Here is a 19,764-nt window from a genome sequence, read left to right as displayed (position 1 = left end):
TGCATCGGAGGCTGTCTGCCTTAAGCCGCCGCCGGCTTCGCTTCTGTCGTATCGGCCTTACGCTTCAGTCGCTCGGCATATTTCTGGGCGATCACGGCGCAGGTCATCAGCTGGATCTGGTGGAAAAGCATGATCGGCAGGACGATGGCGCCGATCGAGACGGACTGGCCGGCGAAGATGGCGTTGGCGATCGGCACGCCGCTGGCGAGCGATTTTTTCGAGCCGCAGAAGGTGATGGTGATCTCGTCTTCCTTGGAAAAGCCGAGCGCGCGGCTGCCATACATGGTGATGATAAGGACGAGCGCGAGCAGGACGATGTCGACGACGATGACGGCGGCAATATCGGTCAGCGAGAACGTGTGCCACAGGCCTTCGATGACGGCTTCCGAAAAGGCGCCATAAACGACCATCAAGATCGAGCCGCGATCGACCGGCATGAGCAATTTCTTGCGGGCGCGGATCCAGTCGCCGATCCAGGGCTGCAGGATCTGGCCGGCGACGAAGGGGGCGAGAAGCTGCAGGACGATCGTCTGTACCGCGTCGAGCGAGATGCCTGTGCTGCCGTTTGCCGACATCATCAGGCCGGCCAGAAGCGGGGTCAGCACGATGCCGAACAGGTTGGAACCGGAGGCCGAGCAGATCGCGGCCGGGACATTGCCGCCGGCCATCGAGGTGAAGGCGATCGACGACTGCACGGTCGAGGGCAGGACGGTCAGGAAGAGGATACCCATATAAAGCGGCGCCGGCAGGATGCTTTCGGGAATGAAGCCTGCGGCAAGACCGAGAAGCGGGAAGAGCGCAAAGGTCGTCAGCAGGATCGTCAGATGCAGACGCCAGTGCAGTACGCCTGCAATCACCACATCCCGCGACAGGCGGGCGCCATGCAGGAAGAACAGAGCTCCGATGGCGATATTGGTAGCGATGCCGAAGTAACCCGCCCAGACGCCATGGATCGGCAGGATCGAGGCGAGGATGACGGTGCAGACCAGCATGATCGTGAAACGATCCGGCATGAAGCGGCTCATGGCAGTTTCCCTTGGAGCCTGTCTTCCGAACTCAGGTGCGAGCTTCCGGGTACAGGCATGCGTTAAAACAACGAACCGAAGCGCAACCCGCGATCCGAACAATCGCGATGTGCTGCAGACGGAATTCCTTTGATGACATGGCCGTCTTCACTTATCATGAAACGAAATGCAAGAACTAACAGTTATTGCAAAGTCGGATAACCATGCTCAATCTCAACCATCTCAGCAGTTTCGTCGCCTTGCAACAGACGGGCAGCTTTACCGAAGCCGCAGCGCGGCTCGGGATAGGCCAGTCGACGGTGACGCAGCATATCCAGCGGCTGGAAAAGGCGCTCGGCCGGCAACTCGTGTTTCGCGACACGCATCAGGTGAAGCTGACGGCGGAAGGCGAGGCGTTGATCGGGTATGCGCGCGGCATGCTGGATCTGAACGGCAAGGTGTCTTCGCTGTTTTCCGAAACCCGGCTCCGCGGGCGGCTGCGGCTCGGTGTGTCCGAGGATGTGGTGGCAAACCGGCTGACCGGCATTCTGGAAGACTTTATTCGGCTTTACCCGCTGATCGATCTTGAGCTGACGGTGGCGCTGTCGGCCGTGCTGTATCAGATGCAGGATGCCGGCGATCTCGATCTCGTGCTGGCCAAGCGGCATCTCGGCGAAACGCACGGGCGGCTTCTTTATCGCGAGCCGCTGATCTGGCTGGCGCGCGATCCGGATCTTCTGCCGGCGCGAGGCGAGGCCCTGCCGCTGATCGCTTTTCCGCCACCCTCGATCACGCGACGGGTGGCGCAGGAGGCGCTGGATGGCGCGAACCTGCCGTGGCGGATTGTTTGTACCTGCGGCAGTCTCAGCGGCCTGACGGCGGCGGCGCGGGCCGGAATGGGCGTGCTGGTGCAGCCGCGCAGCATGGCGCCGGCGGGGCTGCGGGAAGTGCCGGCCGACCGGCTGCCCTTGCTGGAAGATGTGGAATTCGTGCTGATCTCGCGGCGTGGCACCGATACGGCGCTGGTCGATGCCCTGTCGAACCTGATTGCCGGGCAGATCGCGCCGCAGAATCCGCGGCGCGATTAGTTTTCTTATGATAGGCGGCTCAAACCGAGGCGCAGATCGACAGGAACTGATCGACGTCTTCTTCCGTCGTCGCGAAGGAGGTGACGAGACGGATCAGTCTTTCGTCACTGCGGACCATGCCGTCCAGCTTGAGCGGCACCAGCCAGTCGTAGAATTTGGCGCCCTGTTCCTCGGCAGATGCCGCGGCTGCCTTGTTGAGGATCGCAAACACCTCGTTGGATGTCGTGCTCCATGCCAGTCGTGCGCTGTTGGAGGCGCCGATGCCGGCGCGCAGGCGATCTGCCATGGCGTTTGCGTGGCCGGCAAGTTTCAGCCACAGGCCGTCCTGCAGATAGGCTTCGAACTGGGCCGAAATGAAGCGCGTCTTCGAAAACAGCTGGGCGGCGCGCTTGCGGATGAAGGCGAATTCCTTCGCCATTTCCGGGTTGAAGAAGACGATCGCTTCGGCGCACCAGCAGCCATTCTTGGTGCCGCCGAAAGACAGAACGTCGACGCCGCGTTTCCAGGTCATTTCTGCAGGCGAACAGCCGAGCGAGACGAGCGCATTACCGAAACGCGCGCCGTCCATATGCAGCGGCAGGCCATTTTCCTTGGCGATCTTCGAGATCGCGTCGATCTCGTCGAGCGAATAGATCGTGCCGGTTTCGGTTGCCTGGGTGATGGTAACGGCTGCCGAACGGCCGTGATGCACGGCATCCTGCGGGTAGCGCGCAATCGCGGCCTTCAGCGCGGCCGGATCGATCTTGCCATTATCGCCAGCGACCGGCGTCATGCGCATGCCGGACAGAAAGTCCGGAGCGCCGCATTCGTCCTCGATCACATGCGCTTCGGAATGGGCCAGCACGAGGCCGCCGATCCGCGCGATGCTGGCCAGCGACAGCGAGTTGGCAGCCGTCCCGGTGGAGACGAAATAAACGGAAACTTCGCGTTCGAAGATCTCGTTGAAACGCGCCTCGACGGCCTTGTCGAGGTCGCTATTGCCGTAGGCCGCAGCGAAACGGGTGGATTCACGCGAAAGGCGGTCATTGATGGCGGCGTGGGCACCGGCCCAGTTGTCGGAAGCGAAGAACATGCATGCACCTTGGAAGCGATTGGGAAAGCGTTTGGGGAGGCGAATGGAGATTAAGACTTTTCGCTGCGGGATCAATCGCGAAACGGGCGTGAGCGGTGTGGACCCATTTCGACGGCAATCAATGCGCCGAGACGAGCTATACCACGTAATAAAATTGCGCCGGGCTGGCATATGCGGCAATCTCGTGTCGCAGCCCTTTCTTTTCTCTCGTGGCCACACTTGTGGAAGTGTTAAAAACGTGTCATATAAATTTGCGAATTAGGACAGAAGTGCTGTCCTAATTTCGGTAAATAAACGGTTTCGACTGCTTTGTTTGCCGCTGACGTTGGCGCCGATCCGGGTTATGCTGCACCTGCTCAAGGTTGCGGCTGTGTCTGGCGGCGCTCTCCGCATGATTGCCTTCATGAAAAGCGCGTCGACACGCGCATGTCATGCGGGCCGACTTATAAGCCACTTTGCTCGCCGTATAACGGGCGGCCAACAGGAGGAATGACGATGACGAAGAAGATCCCGGAAGTGCACTGTTCCACCGCCACTGCGGCGAATGCAGAGACGGTCCTGGGTGCAGAAAAGCGTCTGCCCTTCATTGCCTCCGGTATTCCGGCTGCCCAGGGTCTCTATGATCCGCGCAACGAACACGATGCCTGCGGCGTCGGCTTCATCGCCCATATGAAGGGCGTCAAGTCGCACCAGAACGTCAAGGATGGCCTGTTCATCCTCGAAAACCTGACCCATCGCGGCGCGGTCGGCGCAGATCCGCTGATGGGCGATGGTGCGGGCATTCTGATCCAGATCCCGGATCGCTTCTTCCGCGAGGAAATGGCAAAGCAGGGCGTTACCCTGCCGAAGGCCGGCGAATACGCCGTCGGCCATTTCTTCCTGCCGCGCGATGCCGAGCAGATCGAGCATTTCAAGAAGGTGATCGTCGAAACGATCGCCGAAGAGGGCCAGCAGTTCATCGGTTTCCGCGAAGTGCCGGTCGACAACTCGTCGCTGTCCAAGGCGCCGGATATTGCCGCAACCGAGCCCTATCACCTTCAGGTCTTCATCGGTGCCGGCAAGGACGCCGCGACCAACCACGATTTCGAGCGCAAGCTTTTCCTCGTGCGCAAGGTGATCTCCAACCGCATCTATGATCAGTTTGGTGGCCAGGAAACCGGTTTCTACCCGGTTTCGCTGTCGTCCTCGACAATCGTCTACAAGGGCATGTTCCTGGCCTATCAGGTCGGCGCCTATTACAAGGATCTTTCGGATCCGCGTGTCGAGACGGCCGTGGCACTGGTCCACCAGCGTTTTTCGACCAACACGTTCCCGTCCTGGAAGCTGGCGCATCCTTACCGTATGGTTGCCCATAACGGCGAAATCAACACGCTGCGCTCCAACGTCAACTGGATGGCGGCGCGTCAGGCGTCAGTTTCCTCGCCGCTGTTCGGCGACGACATTTCCAAGCTGTGGCCGATCTCCTACGAAGGACAGTCGGATACGGCCTGTTTCGATAACGCGCTCGAGTTTCTGACCCGCGGCGGTTATTCGCTCGCTCATGCGATGATGATGCTGATTCCGGAAGCCTGGGCCGGCAATCAGTCCATGTCGAAGGAGCGCAAGGCGTTTTACGAATACCATGCCGCCCTGATGGAGCCGTGGGATGGTCCGGCTGCCGTCTGCTTTACCGATGGCAAGCAGATCGGCGCGACGCTCGACCGCAACGGCCTGCGTCCGGCCCGTTATCTCGTCACCGACGATGACCGCATCATTCTCGCCTCGGAAGCCGGCACGCTGCCGGTGCCGGAGGAAAGCATCGTCAAGAAGTGGCGCCTGCAGCCGGGCAAGATGCTGCTGATCGACATGGAAAAGGGCCAGATCGTCTCCGACGAGGAGCTGAAGACGGAGCTTGCCACCAAGCATCCTTACGAAAAGTGGCTGGATCGCACCCAGCTCATTCTCGAGGACCTGAAGCCGGTCGAGCCGCGCGCGCTGCGTCGCGACGTCTCGTTGCTCGATCGCCAGCAGGCCTTCGGTTACACGACCGAAGACACCAAGATCCTGATGTCGCCGATGGCGACGACGGGTCAGGAAGCCGTCGGCTCGATGGGCACGGACACGCCGATTTCAGCGATGTCGCTGAAGTCGAAGCTGCTCTACACCTATTTCAAGCAGAACTTTGCGCAGGTCACGAACCCGCCGATCGATCCGATCCGCGAAGAGCTCGTCATGAGCCTCGTGTCCTTCATCGGCCCGCGCCCGAACATTCTCGACCATGAAGGCATGGCCAATGCCAAGCGTCTGGAAGTGCGCCAGCCGATCCTGACCAATGGCGATCTCGAAAAGATCCGCTCGATCGGCCACACGGAAGACCGTTTCGACACCAAGACGCTCGATTTCACCTATGACATCGAGCGTGGCGCCGAAGGCATGCCGGAAATGCTCGACCGTCTCTGCGAACGTGCGGAAGCGGCGGTCAAGGGCGGCTATAACATCATCGTCCTCTCCGATCGCCAGATCGGCCCGGACCGCATCGCCATCCCGGCGCTGCTGGCAACCGCTGCCGTGCACCATCACCTGATCCGTAAGGGGCTGCGCACCTCGGTCGGCCTCGTCGTCGAATCCGGCGAGCCGCGCGAGATCCATCACTTCTGTCTTCTCGCCGGTTACGGCGCCGAAGCGATCAACCCCTATCTCGCCTTCGATACGCTGACCGACATGCATATGCGCGGCGAATTCCCGAAGGAAGTCGACAGCACGGAAGTCGTCTATCGTTATATCAAGGCGGTCGGTAAGGGCATTCTCAAGGTCATGTCCAAGATGGGCATTTCGACCTACCAGTCCTATTGCGGCGGCCAGATCTTTGACGCGGTCGGTCTCAACTCGGAACTGGTGAACCAGTATTTCTTCGGCACGGCGACCTCGATTGAAGGTATCGGCCTGTCGGAAATCGCCGACGAAACCGTTTCGCGCCACCATGCCGCTTTCGGCAAGGATCCGGTTCTGGCCTCGACACTCGATATCGGCGGCGAATATGCCTATCGCATGCGTGGCGAAAGCCATGCCTGGACGCCGGATGTCGTCGCGACCCTGCAGCATGCCGTGCGGGGCAACAGCCAGGACCGCTATCGCGAGTTCGCCGAGATCGTCAACGACAGCGCGGTCCGGATGAACACGATCCGCGGCCTGTTCAAGATCAAGTCGGCGGAAGCGCTCGGCCGCAAGCCGGTTTCGATCGACGAGGTCGAGCCTGCGGTCGATATCGTCAAGCGTTTCTCGACCGGCGCTATGTCCTTCGGCTCGATTTCCCGCGAGGCGCATACGACGCTGGCGATCGCCATGAACAAGATCGGCGGCAAGTCGAACACCGGTGAAGGTGGCGAGGAAAGCGATCGTTATCTGCCGCTGCCGGATGGTTCGATGAACCCCGAGCGTTCGGCGATCAAGCAGATCGCATCCGGCCGTTTCGGCGTGACGACCGAATATCTGGTCAATGCCGACATGCTGCAGATCAAGGTGGCGCAGGGTGCGAAGCCCGGCGAAGGCGGCCAGCTGCCCGGCCACAAGGTCGATGCGACGGTCGCAAAGACCCGTCACTCGACGCCGGGTGTCGGCCTGATTTCGCCGCCGCCACACCATGACATCTATTCGATCGAAGATCTGGCGCAGCTGATCTACGACCTGAAGAACGTCAACCCGACTTCGGACATCTCCGTCAAGCTCGTCTCGGAAGTCGGCGTCGGCACGGTTGCCGCCGGTGTCGCCAAGGCGCGTGCCGACCATATCACCGTTTCCGGTTTCGACGGCGGCACGGGTGCGTCTCCGCTCACCTCGCTGAAACATGCCGGCAGCCCTTGGGAAATCGGCCTTGCCGAGACCCAGCAGACGCTGGTGCTGAACGGCCTGCGTTCGCGTATCGCCCTGCAGGTCGACGGCGGTCTGAAGACCGGCCGCGACGTCATCATCGGTGCGCTTCTCGGCGCCGACGAGTTCGGCTTCGCGACGGCTCCGGTTATCGCAGCCGGCTGCATCATGATGCGCAAGTGCCATCTCAATACCTGCCCGGTCGGCGTTGCGACCCAGGACCCGGTCCTGCGCAAGCGCTTCAAGGGCACGCCGGAACACGTCATCAACTACTTCTTCTTCGTTGCAGAAGAAGTGCGCGAAATCCTGGCATCGCTCGGCTTCACCAGGTTCGACGAGATCATCGGTCTCTCCGAACTTCTGGAGAAGGACGACATGCTGGCGCACTGGAAGGCCAAGGGGTTGGATTTCTCGAAGATCTTCCACAAGGTGGAGGCTCCGAAGGAAGCGACCTATTGGACCACCCGCCAGAAGCACCCGATCGACGACATTCTCGACCGCAAGCTGATCGAGAAGTCGCAGGCCGCGCTCGAAAGCAAGGAACCGGTCGTCTTCGAAGTGCCGATCAAGAACGTCGACCGCTCTGCCGGCGCGATGCTCTCTGGCGCGCTTGCCAAGCGCTGGGGCCACAAGGGTCTGAAGGACGACACGATCCACGTGACGCTGACCGGAACCGCCGGCCAGTCCTTCGGCGCCTTCCTGGCGCGCGGCATCACCTTCGATCTCGTCGGTGACGGCAATGACTATGTCGGCAAGGGTCTTTCGGGCGGCCGCATCATTGTCCGTCCGCCGGAAAATTCGAAGATCGTTGCTGAAAACTCGATCATCGTCGGCAATACCGTGCTTTACGGCGCGACCACCGGCGAGTGCTATTTCCGCGGCGTTGCGGGCGAGCGTTTCTCGGTGCGCAACTCCGGTGCGATCGCCGTCGTCGAAGGCGTCGGTGACCATGGCTGCGAATACATGACCGGCGGCATCGTCGTCGTGCTCGGCGAAACCGGCCGTAACTTCGCAGCCGGCATGTCGGGCGGTGTCGCCTATGTGCTGGACGAGAAGGGCGATTTCGCCAAGCGCTGCAACATGGCGATGGTCGAACTCGAGCCGGTTCCGGAAGAAGATGAAATGCTGGAGAAGCTCAGCCATCAGGGCGGCGACATCATGCACAAGGGACGTGTCGACGTTTCCGAGGACATGACGCGTCACGACGAGGAGCGCCTCTACCAGCTGATCTCCAACCACATGCACTATACCGGCTCGACCCGCGCCAAGGAGATCCTGGATCGCTGGAGCGAATACCGGCCGAAATTCCGCAAGGTCATGCCGGTCGAATACCGCCGCGCACTGGTCGAGATGGAACGCATGCGGATGGGCATCGCGGCTGAATAAGCCATTTGGCTATCGTTCACCGGTTCATTTCGGTGGTCATCGCGGTCGCTGTGCCAGCGGCCGCGTTCATGGCGGGCGGCAACGTCGCATTGGAATTCATCGTATTGGGGGCGATCTTGGGTTTCGCCTACTGGTACTGGGGGCCGACAGGCACCCTGCTTTGAAGAGGGAATGACATGGGCAAGGTTACGGGTTTCATGGAAATCGACCGGCAGGTGGCGAAGTATCAGCCGGCCTCCGATCGTATCCGCCATTTCCGCGAATTCACCATTCCGATGTCGGATGCAGAGGTCACGAAACAGGCCGCGCGCTGCATGGACTGTGGCATCCCTTATTGCCACGGCCCGACCGGCTGTCCGGTTCATAACCAGATCCCGGACTGGAACGATCTCGTCTATAACAACAAGTGGGAAGAGGCGATCCGCAACCTCCATTCCACCAACAATTTTCCGGAATTCACCGGCCGCGTCTGCCCCGCGCCCTGCGAGGAGGCCTGCACGCTGAACCTCGAGGATACGCCGGTTGCGATCAAGACGGTCGAACAGGCGATTGCCGACAAGGCCTATGAGCTCGGCTACATCGTGCCGCAGCCGGCAACCGTGAAGACCGGTAAGAAGGTTGCCGTCATCGGTTCCGGTCCCGCCGGCATGGCGGCTGCCCAGCAGCTCGCTCGCGCCGGTCACGAAGTTCATGTCTATGAGCGTGAAAGCAAGGCCGGCGGTCTGCTGCGCTACGGCATTCCCGACTTCAAGATGGAGAAGAACTTTATCGATCGTCGCGTAGAGCAGATGACCGGTGAAGGCGTCACCTTCCATTACGGTGCCAATATCGGCGTCGATATCTCGGTCGAACAGCTGACCGCAGACCACGATGCCGTCGTGTATTGCGGCGGCTCGGAGACGCCGCGTCCGGCCGGCATTCCCGGCACCGAGCTGCATGGCGTCTATGATGCTATGCCCTATCTGGTGCAGCAGAACCGCCGCATCGGCCGCGAAAACATCGACAGCGTCGCATGGGCGGCGGAGCCGATCCTCGCCGGCGCCAAGCATATCGTCGTCGTCGGCGGTGGTGATACGGCTTCGGACTGCGTTGGTACGGCTTTCCGCCAGGGCGCCGTCAAGGTGACCCAGCTCGACATCCGCCCGCAGCCGCCGGAAAAGGAAGACAAGCTTGCCGTCTGGCCGTATTGGGCAACCAAGATGCGCACCTCGTCGTCACAGGCGGAAGGCGCAAACCGCGAGTTCCAGGTCGCGACGCTTGAATTCGTCGGTGAAGACGGTCAGCTGACTGGCGTACGCTGCTGCGAAGTGGACGAACGCCGCAAGCCGATCGCCGGCACGGAGTTCATCATCAAGGCGGACCTCGCCTTCATCGCGATCGGCTTCTCCGGCCCGATGAAGACCGGCGTTCTGGCCGATCTCGAAGGCAAGCTCGACATCAATGTCGACCGCCGTGGCTCGACCAACGTCGTTGCCAATGAAAAGGACTACAAGACCTCGGTTGACAAGCTTTGGACCGCCGGCGACGTGCGCCGTGGCCAGTCACTGGTCGTCTGGGCGATCCGTGAAGGCCGCCAGGCCGCCCGCGCCATCGACGAAGCGCTGATGGGATCGACCGTCCTTCCGCGGTAAAGGCGGAAGGCTTTCGCTTCCCTTTCTTGAGACACGCTCGATCCTCCCTCCCGTCACAAGGAGGGAGGATTTTGTTTTATTGGCGGGAGAGAAAGACGGTCTCGAATGGTCGTGGCTTACGAGAGATCGTCGACGGGATGGACAATCCCGGCATAATGAACCGGGTTTCCGGATTGATTGCGAAAACAGCGGCCAAAGGCCATCACGTGTCTCACCGTGTTTTTCGCATCCAGCACACGGTATTCCGCCCGATAGGGCAGGCCATTGATGACTGCTTCCGAGATCTTCCTGCCGACCTCGAGCCGGTCATCGGCATAGATGCGTTCCATATAGCTGGAGATCGGAAGGCCATTGACAGTCTTGTCCGGGTCGAGACCGAAAAGATCGGCGATGGCTGTATCGCCATAAGCGGTATCCGTATCCAAACACCATGCAAATATTCCCGCTTCCTGCTCGGTGTCCGAGACCGATGACATTGCGCTATCTCCTTGCGAATACATCGATATTAGGACGCTAAAATGCGTTCTCAAGGCGTTCGGCGCGTTATTTTTCATTTTCCTCAATTTTGAGCCGGAATGAAGGTCTCGCGAATTTGGCGCGGTTTTTCCGCGCGCCTGAAACCGACGGCAGCTGGTCGGATTTCGTCGGGGAACAAGTTTTGTCGAGGATGGCCTAAGGTGCCGCGACGATGCGTTGATGGGAGCGATTGTCCCGCGGCATAGATCGGGATGGCATTTTCGGATCGGCGGGAATCGGTTCTAATCCGGTGCCATGTACCACTTGAAACACGGCATCAAACGCAATCCAGAGCGGCGCTGGGCCTTGCCGGACCGCATCTTTTTCGGACATGGCGCCTGCGCCATCCTGGCCGGTGCCTTTCTGCGCAATCCGCCGCTCGAGGGTTTTTACACCGAGCGCATCGTTCCCGACGAAGGGTTCTTCGGCAATCATTATTACGTCACGGATGGCTGGGTCGCATTCGACTATCACGGTTATAGTGGCCGTGAGCGACTGCTTGCGCATCACGCAAGGGGGTGGGCCGGCGATTATCCCGGTTGGGGATGCAGGATCGAGGTGGTCGATTTCGACCTGCTCGATACGGCAGAATTGAACCGGAACAAGATGCTCGGCCCGGACCAATATCTGCACGATCCGATTGCGCGCGCCGAGGCGTTTATCGCCCGTGTTGACCATCCGAAAGCTTTTGCAAGAGCGCTGCGCACCACCGGGCCGGTTCGGCCTGATGACGATGACGCCTAAGAAAGCTTATTGCGTCGTCTTGATCCGGTAATCGTCGATCCGGCCGGCCGGTGGCGGGTCCAGTTCGCCGCGTTTGACGAGTTTGTCACGCGGGGTTTCCTGCATGGCAGGCTGGGTCGGCATGCCGCCCAGCAGTTCCTTGCCACCGTCCAGTTCGGGATCCGTGAGGCTGATCGGTCTTGTTGGCACGGCCGGGCCGATTGCCGAGGGCAGGGTCGTCAGGGCTGGAAGCGTGCTGGAATCGAAATTGGCAAGGTCCGGGCTTGCCATATCGCCCAGATGCCGGCGCAGGAATTTTTCCACGTAGAAGGCAAGTTTCTGCTTGCCCGCCTTGGTGAAGGTGATGCCGTCGGCACTGCGCAGGCGCACCTGCTGGCCGTTGACATCCGAGCCGGTCACTACAAAGGATCCGTCCTCGTCAACGAAGCCATCCCAGATATCGACGAACTCGCCGCCGACCTTCTCCATCTGGCCACGATAGATGGCGTTGAGGCTGACCGCGTCTGCGGTCATCGAAGGAGACTGGAAGGCGGGCAGGCCGACCCAGAGAAGCGGTATCTTTTTGGAGGTCACGATGCCGGCGAGCTTTGCGACGCGCGCCTCGTATTCCTTGAACCAGCCATCGGTGCGGAATTTCTGCTTGTCGGCACTGGCCGTCATCTGTTGCCGGTCATTGGCGCCGAGCATGACGACCACGATCGCCGGCTTCACCTCGTCCATGATGCCGGGCAATTCGCTCAACCAGTCGTAATAATCGTCGCGAACGAGACCGGAAGAAATATTGCTGCGGCCGATGATTTCCACACCCGGAGACGTTCGGAACGTGGTCTCCAGCTCGTCGCCGATGTTGCCGGCCAGAAAGTCGCCGATGACGAGAACCTTCTGGGCATTTTCGAGCTTGGCGATCGCTTCAACTTCCGGCACCGGTGGCGGTGCCTGTTCTCGCGGTGCTGTCGCGCGCACCGTGCCGCGGTTGCGCGGGCGGCGCGGCGGCATGTCAACGATCGAGCCGTCGCGGCGATCGTAGCGTTCATAGCGCTCCGGCCGGTCATATCGCTCGTCGCGCTGGGGAGGCGCGTCACGCTCATAACGAGGGCCGCCAAAGAGCATGTCGAGGAGATTGCGTCGCTGGCCCATTTCCTGCGCCGTAGCCTGGATCGGCTGCAGGACAAGTCCGAGCATAGCCAGCGCGATGGCGAGCGGGCGCATCGCTTTCAGCATCTGGCGTGGATCAAGGAGAAACGTCATCTTTCCCATGCGCTCCGCATTCCTCCGGCGCATGGCAAGGATGCGGCGGGATGGGGCCGATTGTCAACGCGGTGCCGTCGAGCACCGAAAGTCGGCTCTTACTGAAGGGCATTCAGCAACGAGCGGGACGGTTCGCCATCCTGCTGCATGCCGAGGCGCCGCTGGATCGCCGAGATCGCCGCCTTCGAGCCGGAGCCGAAATTGCCGTCGACTTCGCCATCGTAATAGCCGAGTTCCTTCATGCGACTCTGCAGCTGGAACTTTTCCTTGATGTCGAGCGTGTTCTGCGGCCGCGGCCAGGATTGCTGCATGCCGCCGTAACCGGCGATTTCATCTGCCAGAAGACCGACGGCGAGCGCGTAGCTGTCTGCGGCATTGTATTTCTTGATCGTGAAGAAATTCGCCGTCATCAGGAAGGCGGGGCCTTGTCCGCCGGCCATCAGCTTGAGGCTTGCCCGGTCTGAGCCGCGCGGAAACCCCTTGCCGTTCGGGCGGGCAAAGCCGAGGGCTGCCCACTGCGCCAAAGTCTTGGTCTGGCCTTCATAACGTTCGGCGCCAGCCGGTAGCACGGCTTCGTAACCCCAGGTCTTGCCCGTATCCCAGCCATTCTTGGCCAGAAGGTTTGCCGAGGTCGCAAGGGCATCCGGGACGGAGTGCCAGATATCGCGCTTGCCATTGCCATCGGCATCAATCGCATAAAGAAGATAGCTGGTCGGGATGAACTGGGTATGGCCCATGGCGCCGGCCCAGGAGCCGGTCAGCTGTTTTGGCGTGACGTCGCCATCCTGCAGGATTTTAAGCGCAGCGATCAGCTGCTTGCGGGCGTAGTTGGAGCGCTTCGGATCGGCCCAGGCAAGGGTCGCCAGCGCCTGCGGCACGTGATGCAGGCGCTCGGGGTTTTCGAGTGCTGCGCCATAATTGGATTCCATCGACCAGATGGCGAGGAGAACATTCTTGTCGACGCCGAAATGGCGTTCCAGCGCATTCAGCGTCGTGCCGTAACGGGCGGCCATCTCGCGGCCGATCTTGACCGTGTAGGGGTTCACGCGGCTGTCGAGATAGTCCCATATCCGCGACTTGAATTCCGGCTGGTAGGCTGCCTTGTCGAGCACGTCCTTATCCGGGCCGCTAATGCCGGCGAAGGCACGCTCATAGGTGGAGCGGCTAATGCCGCTCTTTGCCGCAGTCGTGTAGAAATTTGCAACCCACGTCTTGAAACCGGTGTCCGCCCGGGCATCTATCGAACTCATCGATACCGTTAATCCGGCAGCGAGCAGAAGTGCGAGCTTGCGAAGGCGAGTGGTGCAGAATTTGGTCATCGGCAGTCGTGTCCATCTTTCTCATCAGGCTTCAAGGGCGAGATCGGGATGCGGCTTAACGATGTGATAACAGAATAGGGTCAACAAATTCTTTACCATAGAAGCTGGCGCAACGGCAGCTCTTTGCGAAAAAGAAGCAAATGGCTATTACAAGCCAAGCATCTATATCCGCACAATGACGTGCTTCAGGAGGCATGAGTGTCAGAACAACGAAAAATCCGTAAAGCAGTCTTTCCCGTCGCCGGGCTCGGAACACGCTTCCTGCCGGCCACCAAGGCAGTGCCGAAGGAGATGCTCACGGTCGTCGACAAGCCGGTTATCCAGTATGTCGTCGATGAAGCGGCTGCCGCAGGCATCGAGCATTTCGTTTTCGTCACCGGCCGCGGCAAGGGTGTCATCGAAGACTATTTCGACATCCAGTACGAACTGGAGCAGATGCTGCGCGAGCGCAACAAGAATGCCGAGCTGACGCTGCTCTCGCATATCCTGCCGAAGGCCGGTACGGCGAGCTTCACGCGCCAGCAGGTGCCGCTCGGTCTCGGCCATGCCGTCTGGTGCGCCCGTGATATCGTCGGCAACGAGCCTTTCGCCGTTCTCCTGCCCGACATGATCATGTCCTCGGAAAAGAGCTGCCTTGCCGGCATGGTCGATCTTTACGGTCAGACCGGCGGCAACGTGCTTGCAGTCGAGGAATGCGATCCGGAACAGGCGCACAAATACGGTATCGTCGGCAAGGGCGCGGCCGTCGGCGACGGTTTCAAGATCACGGAAATGGTCGAGAAGCCGGCCAAGGGCACGGCGCCTTCGAACTTCTTCATCAACGGTCGCTACATCCTGCAGCCGGAGATCTTCAAGATCCTCGAAACCCAGGAACGTGGCGCCGGCAACGAAATCCAGCTGACCGACGGCATGCTGGCGCTTGCCAAGAGCCAGGATTTCTCGGCCTACCACTTCAAGGGCGAGACCTATGACTGCGGTGCGAAGGACGGCTTCATCCTCGCCAACCTGGCATTCGCCCTGCAGCGTGCGGATATCCGCCCGGCCATCGAAGGCCCGCTGAAGGATCTGGTTGCCAAGATGAAGTGATCGGGGAGCGGGTGCAAACCCGCTTTCGACCTTCCGCAATAGAAAAGGCCCTCGCGAGATGATCGCGAGGGCCTTTTGCGTTGTCTGTTATATCTGGCCTGATCAGGCGGCCTTGTGACCTTTGATGCCGTAATAGGCGATGAAGGCATAGCACAGGATCGGCATCAGGAAGGCGAGCTGGATGCCGACCGTATCGGCAAGCGCGCCCTGGACGACCGGCAGAAGAGCGCCACCGACGATGCCTAGGCAAAGGATGCCCGAGCCCTGGCTCGTGTGGCGTCCGAGGCCCTTCAGCGCCAGGCTGAAGATGGTCGGGAACATGATCGAGTTGAACAGGCCGATTGCCAGAACGGACCACATGGCAAGCGTGCCGCTCGAGAACACGGTGACGAGAAGCAGAAGCGCCGCAATCACCGCGTTGAAGGCGAGTGCCTTGCCGTCAGCAATGTAACGCATGGCGAAGGCGCCGATGAAGCGGCCGACCATGGCGCCACCCCAGAAATAGGCGACGTAATGGGCGGCCTGCGATTCCGGCAGGTTGGCGATGGTCGGTTCTGCGAGATAGTTGACGAGGAAGCTGCCGATGGAGACTTCGCCGCCGACATAAACAAAGATGCCGATCGTGCCGAGTACGAGGTGCGGGTAGGACCATGCGGAAGCACGCTCGCCGCCGTCAACCGTGGCACTGCTTTCTTCCTCGACATGCGGCAGCTTCAGGGCTGCAAAGATCGCGGCGAGAACGAGGAAAGCGATTGCGAGGATGAGGTAGGGGAAGCGGACTGCACCGGCTTCGGCCATACGGATGGCCTCAAGCTGCTCGCCGGTTGCGCCGTCCATGGCGCCGGTTGCTGCCGAGAGGATCAGGAACGCGCCGAAAAGCGGAGCGATCGTGGTGCCGAGAGCGTTGAAGGCCTGCGTCATCGTCAGACGGCTGGCTGCCGTTTCCGGAGCGCCGAGTTCGGTGACATAGGGGTTGGCTGCGACCTGGAGAACGGTGACGCCGGTTGCGAGCACGAAGAGAGCGCCAAGGAAGAGCGCGTAAACGCGGTAGCTGGCGGCCGGAATGAAGAGCGCGCAACCGACGGCGGCGATCAGCAGGCCGACGACGATGCCCCACTTATAGGTGATACGCTTGACCAGCGCCCCTGCCGGCAGCGACACGATGAAATAGGCGCCGAAGAAGCAAAGCTGAATCAGCATCGACTGGGTGTAGTTGAGCTGGAAAACGTTCTTCAGATGCGGGATCAGGATGTCGTTCAGGCAGGTGATGAAACCCCACATGAAAAACAGTGAAGTCAGTGCGACAAGTGCGAAACCGTAATTGTTGCTTTTGGCGGAAGACGAGGCGGATGTCGCCCTCTGCGCGCTATCGGTTGAATATGTAGCCACTTTAAGCCTCAGAATTCTATGGAGCAGTCCATGCTGCATTGCGACAGAAAAATGTCGCCTGCTTGCGTATATGTTGCATCTGCTCACAGAGGGAAGAGGTCTTTGAATGCCGTCCCGGTATAAAAGAGGCGAAAATGCGGTGCATTTCGCGAACTGATGCTGACTCAGCTATGCGCAAGGCGAATGGCTTTTGTTGCGGTGCATGATCGGCTCTCGCCGTCGCCGAAACATTCGTGCTCGCTCAGGGCGGTTCACGCAAGATGTGATTGTTATGCTGACGAGGCGTTACCTCGCTTCAGCATTATCGCCCAATAATGGGGCATTTGGGCTAAGGGGTGCGCCGTCCTGTCGCAGCTTTCTGACAAGTATGCTCACAAAAATGTGATCAATCGCCCGATGCGTGGGCGTTAGCTCAGGTCTTCGGCTTATCGTTTCAAGGTCAGGCCAACGCCTGCGCGCACAATGTTCTGGTTGGAACTGTTATCGCCGGTGGTGCGCTCGTATTCGATATCGCCGGTCAGATCGAGATAACGGTTGATGTTCCAGGTGAGGCCGGGGCCGATGACCCAGGTGATGTTGCTGCCGTCGCTGCCGCCGCGGAAATTGCGGAATGTGGCGCTGCCGCTGAGCCGGGCCACGAGATTGTCGCGCATTTCGTGGGCAAGGGCGGCGGTGAGGTCGTACTGGACCCAGCCGCTCTGGCCGGCGGTGGTCGAATCCTGCACGGTCGATCTCAGGCCGAAATTCACGTCCGTGCCGCGCTGTGGCGACCAGATGGCATTGCCGTCAAACGTGATGGCGCCGACATTGTCGAGCCGCTCGTCGTCGTAACGCACCATCTGGTAACCGGTGCCGACTTCGCCGCGCAGTTTTTCGCCAAGATCGAATTCGATACCGGTTCTGAGCGCATAGCTGCGCGAGGAGCGTTCGTAACCCGACGCATCGCGCTTGCGGTCATAGAATGTATGGCCCGTCGCGATTTCGGCGAACGGTATCAGCGCTGCGGAAAGCTCGTAACCAAGCCGGAGCCGGCCGTCGATCGAGGACCGGTTGCGGTCCTTCATATTGAGGACGGTGCCATCGGAGAGTTTGGCATCGGTATAGACATATCGCCTGCCATCGACCGCGGCGAGCGCACGGATACGGCCGAGATCGCGTTGCAGCGACAGACCACCGTCGAATTCGTTGACGCCGGATTGCACGGCAGCGCCGCCGATCGCGTTCGGATCGTCATTATCCTCGCGGGTGAAACCGTAACCGCCCTTGATATGGGCCACCGTGTCGTCGGAAAGATCGAGACGCAGGTCGGCATCGAGGCGGCCTTCGGGATCGTTCTTGCGCTGCCGGTTGCCGGCGAAATCATGCTCGAACGTGCCTTCGCCGGTGACGGTCAGCGCGTGGCGTGACCAATCCGACGTCAGGGTGCCGCGAATGCCGGTCGCGAGGAAATCGCGGGTTTCCTTGCGGCCGCTCTCGCGGGTGATCTCGGTATTGACGCTCTGGTTGACAGAGGGGCGCAGCATGAAGGTGCCGAGCCTTATGCCGGTCGGATCGACCGGTGTGCGCGGCTGTTCCTGCTGGTCGATCGCTTCGGCGCCGTTGTCGAGCGGTTGTTCATAAGGCTGGTTGAGCTCGTCCTCATCCTGCTGCAGCGTGCGTTCCGTGGCGGGCAGGGTGGTCAGGTTAGGCGAGGCCGTGCCATCGCCGGCCAGGGTATCGGTGCCATAGGTCGAGCCCGATTGCCCGGCAGTCGCCGGCTGGGCGTTGCGGGTGATCGTCGTCGTGCCGGCCGTGCCGATCTGCTGGCCGGACAGGGAGGGAAGCGGGCTGTCGTTCGAAGGGAACAGGCTTTGGGCCCGAACGGCGGCCGGCCCGACAAGTGCCGAACAGGCGAGCAACAGGCCAAAAGCCTGACGGCGCCGGTGGCGCAGCGTGCCTGTGTTCTTGCTGGTCGTCATCGAGCCGCCTGGACGTTCTGAAATCTTATCCAAAGCAAAGTCTGCCGCGGTTTTGCAAACACATGACGCTTTTCTTAAGCGTATGTTTTTTAACGGTATTCTTAGCCTTTGGTGTTCTCGATCAAGTATGAACAAAAAGGGTTAGTTTATGGTTAACACTTCATGAAAATCTGAAATTCGGCCATATCTGTGCTCGCCCTTTGATCCGATGGAAATGAACTCTTTGATATGATTTTTCAGAAAGTTTCAGAATTTCCGATACGCCCAATCGTCGATGCGCTACCTGAACAGCGAGAGAATGCCCTCCGAGCTCGAATTCGCAATGCTCAGGGATTGCGTTGCCAACTGCTGCTGCGTCTGGAGTGCTTTCAGGCGAGTCGATGCTTTATCCATATCTGCGTCGACAAGGCGACCAACGCCTTTGTTGATCGTATCAGACAAGCGACTGATGAAGTCGTCCTGCATGGATATGCGGGAAGAAAGTGAGCCGAGATTTGCGGCCGCATCAATCGTCTTTTGCATCCACCCATCTACCCGCGAGAGAAGGCCCGCCATGTCAATCTCTTTGGTTACGTCGATATCCATAATCGCGTAGTTTTGCTGAGTAGAGGTGCTTGTAACGCGGAAGTTGGAAAACAGGACGGGATTGGGGTAATCGTCAGCATACGCGTGATTGCCGTTTCCCCAGATGCCTGCGCCTGCAGCGATCGAGGACTGAGCCAAGACGTTCCAAAATTCGAAATCCGAATCTACAATTCCATTGTCGCCGGCGTATTCATCAAAAAGCGATTTTGTAACCGTGACCGTGTAGAGGTTGGGTCCGTCTTGGACATCGTACTGGAATTCTTCTCCCTCATACATCATGAACGATTTGGTGAAGTCGAAATAATCGGTCGGTGTCGTGAAGTTCTCGAAGTCACCGTATGTCCGGTCGCTGTTGTCGGTTACTGGGTTTGTCTCAAGGATGCCATCGTTCGTGGTGGTGAAAAGGGCCGTTTCGCTTAGATCGACGGATATCTGTTTGACGGCGAAGTTGCCATTAGCGTCACGCGTTGCGGAAGCCACGACAGAGGAGCTGGGTTCGCCATCAGTTGATAGCCAGTTGACGCCATTGAAACTAGCCGACGAGGCGATGCTGGCCAGTTGCCCCTTCAACTGTTCGATTTCTTCCTGAACCTTTGTTCGATCTACGCCATTCTCGCTTGCGATGATGACCTTCGATTTCACCTCGCTGACAACGTCCACGACACTTTTCATGCCAGCATAAGCGGTATCGACTGTCGCGGCGCCGAGGCCCAAAGCATCCTCAGCCGCCGACAGCGCGCCATTGTCGGAGCGCATCGTCGTCGCAATCGACCAATAAGCAGCATTGTCTGATGCGCTGCCGATTCCGATGAAGCCGCCCCTTTGTTCCGAGATGATTGCGCCCCGTGATTCCGGGATGATCTCGCCCCCTTCTGAGGAGGTTTGCAGGCAA

The 19,764-nt window shown here is 59.9% G+C and carries 14 protein-coding genes; 6 read left to right on the top strand and 8 right to left on the bottom strand.

Annotated elements, in window-relative coordinates:
• Nucleotides 1-20: 20 nt before the first annotated feature.
• A complete protein-coding gene (locus tag FHW37_RS19250) occupies nucleotides 21-1,025 on the bottom strand; it encodes a bile acid:sodium symporter family protein (RefSeq protein ID WP_145639376.1) in 1,005 nt (334 codons plus the stop codon).
• Between the two features lie 203 nt (nucleotides 1,026-1,228).
• Between FHW37_RS19250 and FHW37_RS19245 the strand changes: the two genes are divergently transcribed.
• Nucleotides 1,229-2,092, top strand: coding sequence for a LysR substrate-binding domain-containing protein (locus tag FHW37_RS19245; RefSeq protein ID WP_145639374.1), 864 nt, complete (start codon nucleotides 1,229-1,231; stop codon nucleotides 2,090-2,092).
• A gap of 19 nt (nucleotides 2,093-2,111) precedes the next feature.
• Here the strand turns inward: FHW37_RS19245 and FHW37_RS19240 are convergent, their stop codons facing one another.
• Entirely contained in the window at nucleotides 2,112-3,164 is a 1,053-nt protein-coding gene (locus FHW37_RS19240) for a threonine aldolase family protein (protein ID WP_145639372.1), read from the bottom strand.
• Between the two features lie 495 nt (nucleotides 3,165-3,659).
• Here FHW37_RS19240 and gltB point away from each other — a divergent pair, with 495 nt between their 5' ends.
• The 3 genes from gltB to FHW37_RS19230 are packed head-to-tail and all read left to right on the top strand — an operon-like array spanning nucleotide 3,660 to nucleotide 10,027.
• Entirely contained in the window at nucleotides 3,660-8,396 is a 4,737-nt protein-coding gene (gene gltB / locus FHW37_RS19235; RefSeq protein ID WP_348642845.1) for a glutamate synthase large subunit, read from the top strand.
• Between the two features lie 5 nt (nucleotides 8,397-8,401).
• A complete protein-coding gene (locus tag FHW37_RS33655) occupies nucleotides 8,402-8,560 on the top strand; it encodes a hypothetical protein (protein WP_186458329.1) in 159 nt (52 codons plus the stop codon).
• A 12-nt stretch (nucleotides 8,561-8,572) separates the two neighbouring features.
• A complete protein-coding gene (locus FHW37_RS19230; RefSeq protein WP_145639370.1) occupies nucleotides 8,573-10,027 on the top strand; it encodes a glutamate synthase subunit beta in 1,455 nt (484 codons plus the stop codon).
• A 116-nt stretch (nucleotides 10,028-10,143) separates the two neighbouring features.
• On the opposite strand, the gene FHW37_RS19225 is transcribed toward FHW37_RS19230, so the two are convergent.
• Nucleotides 10,144-10,503: a PAS domain-containing protein gene (locus FHW37_RS19225; RefSeq protein WP_186458328.1), complete on the bottom strand. Its 360-nt coding sequence runs from the start codon at nucleotides 10,501-10,503 to the stop codon at nucleotides 10,144-10,146.
• A gap of 295 nt (nucleotides 10,504-10,798) precedes the next feature.
• Between FHW37_RS19225 and FHW37_RS19220 the strand changes: the two genes are divergently transcribed.
• Entirely contained in the window at nucleotides 10,799-11,287 is a 489-nt protein-coding gene (locus FHW37_RS19220) for a hypothetical protein (protein WP_145639367.1), read from the top strand.
• A gap of 6 nt (nucleotides 11,288-11,293) precedes the next feature.
• On the opposite strand, the gene FHW37_RS19215 is transcribed toward FHW37_RS19220, so the two are convergent.
• On the bottom strand, nucleotides 11,294-12,535 hold the full coding sequence (locus tag FHW37_RS19215) for an SGNH/GDSL hydrolase family protein (RefSeq protein ID WP_145639365.1): 1,242 nt from the start codon (nucleotides 12,533-12,535) through the stop codon (nucleotides 11,294-11,296).
• A 98-nt stretch (nucleotides 12,536-12,633) separates the two neighbouring features.
• Nucleotides 12,634-13,854 carry a lytic murein transglycosylase gene (locus FHW37_RS19210; RefSeq protein WP_145639363.1) on the bottom strand — a complete coding sequence of 407 codons (1,221 nt, stop codon included), beginning with the start codon at nucleotides 13,852-13,854 and terminating at the stop codon, nucleotides 12,634-12,636.
• A gap of 198 nt (nucleotides 13,855-14,052) precedes the next feature.
• On the opposite strand from FHW37_RS19210, the gene galU reads away from it, so the two are divergent.
• On the top strand, nucleotides 14,053-14,940 hold the full coding sequence (galU, locus tag FHW37_RS19205; protein ID WP_145639361.1) for a UTP--glucose-1-phosphate uridylyltransferase GalU: 888 nt from the start codon (nucleotides 14,053-14,055) through the stop codon (nucleotides 14,938-14,940).
• Nucleotides 14,941-15,042: 102 nt separating this feature from the next.
• Here galU and FHW37_RS19200 read toward each other — a convergent pair whose 3' ends face one another.
• From FHW37_RS19200 to FHW37_RS19190, 3 genes are all read right to left on the bottom strand, one after another.
• Nucleotides 15,043-16,329, bottom strand: a complete 1,287-nt coding sequence (locus FHW37_RS19200) for a sugar MFS transporter (protein ID WP_246690834.1) — start codon at nucleotides 16,327-16,329, stop codon at nucleotides 15,043-15,045.
• A 425-nt stretch (nucleotides 16,330-16,754) separates the two neighbouring features.
• Complete coding sequence (locus tag FHW37_RS19195) at nucleotides 16,755-18,287, bottom strand: outer membrane beta-barrel protein (RefSeq protein WP_145639357.1); 1,533 nt, start codon at nucleotides 18,285-18,287, stop codon at nucleotides 16,755-16,757.
• A gap of 279 nt (nucleotides 18,288-18,566) precedes the next feature.
• Nucleotides 18,567-19,733, bottom strand: coding sequence for a flagellin (locus FHW37_RS19190; RefSeq protein WP_432442882.1), 1,167 nt, complete (start codon nucleotides 19,731-19,733; stop codon nucleotides 18,567-18,569).
• Nucleotides 19,734-19,764 lie beyond the last annotated feature (31 nt).

Origin of the sequence: Neorhizobium alkalisoli (assembly GCF_007829835.1) — a bacterium.
In the GTDB taxonomy this organism is placed as follows: Bacteria; Pseudomonadota; Alphaproteobacteria; order Rhizobiales; family Rhizobiaceae; genus Neorhizobium.
This window is presented reverse-complemented; position numbering and strand designations above follow the sequence as displayed.

Coding starts and splice junctions, on each gene's coding strand:
- FHW37_RS19245 (WP_145639374.1), top strand. CDS start 1,229: ATGCTCAATCTCAACCATCTCAGCAGTTTCGTCGCCTTGCAACAGACG.
- FHW37_RS19225 (WP_186458328.1), bottom strand. CDS start 10,503: ATGTCATCGGTCTCGGACACCGAGCAGGAAGCGGGAATATTTGCATGG.
- FHW37_RS19195 (WP_145639357.1), bottom strand. CDS start 18,287: ATGACGACCAGCAAGAACACAGGCACGCTGCGCCACCGGCGCCGTCAG.
- gltB (WP_348642845.1), top strand. CDS start 3,660: ATGACGAAGAAGATCCCGGAAGTGCACTGTTCCACCGCCACTGCGGCG.
- FHW37_RS19230 (WP_145639370.1), top strand. CDS start 8,573: ATGGGCAAGGTTACGGGTTTCATGGAAATCGACCGGCAGGTGGCGAAG.
- FHW37_RS19250 (WP_145639376.1), bottom strand. CDS start 1,025: ATGAGCCGCTTCATGCCGGATCGTTTCACGATCATGCTGGTCTGCACC.
- FHW37_RS19210 (WP_145639363.1), bottom strand. CDS start 13,854: ATGACCAAATTCTGCACCACTCGCCTTCGCAAGCTCGCACTTCTGCTC.
- FHW37_RS19220 (WP_145639367.1), top strand. CDS start 10,799: ATGTACCACTTGAAACACGGCATCAAACGCAATCCAGAGCGGCGCTGG.
- FHW37_RS19215 (WP_145639365.1), bottom strand. CDS start 12,535: ATGACGTTTCTCCTTGATCCACGCCAGATGCTGAAAGCGATGCGCCCG.
- FHW37_RS19240 (WP_145639372.1), bottom strand. CDS start 3,164: ATGTTCTTCGCTTCCGACAACTGGGCCGGTGCCCACGCCGCCATCAAT.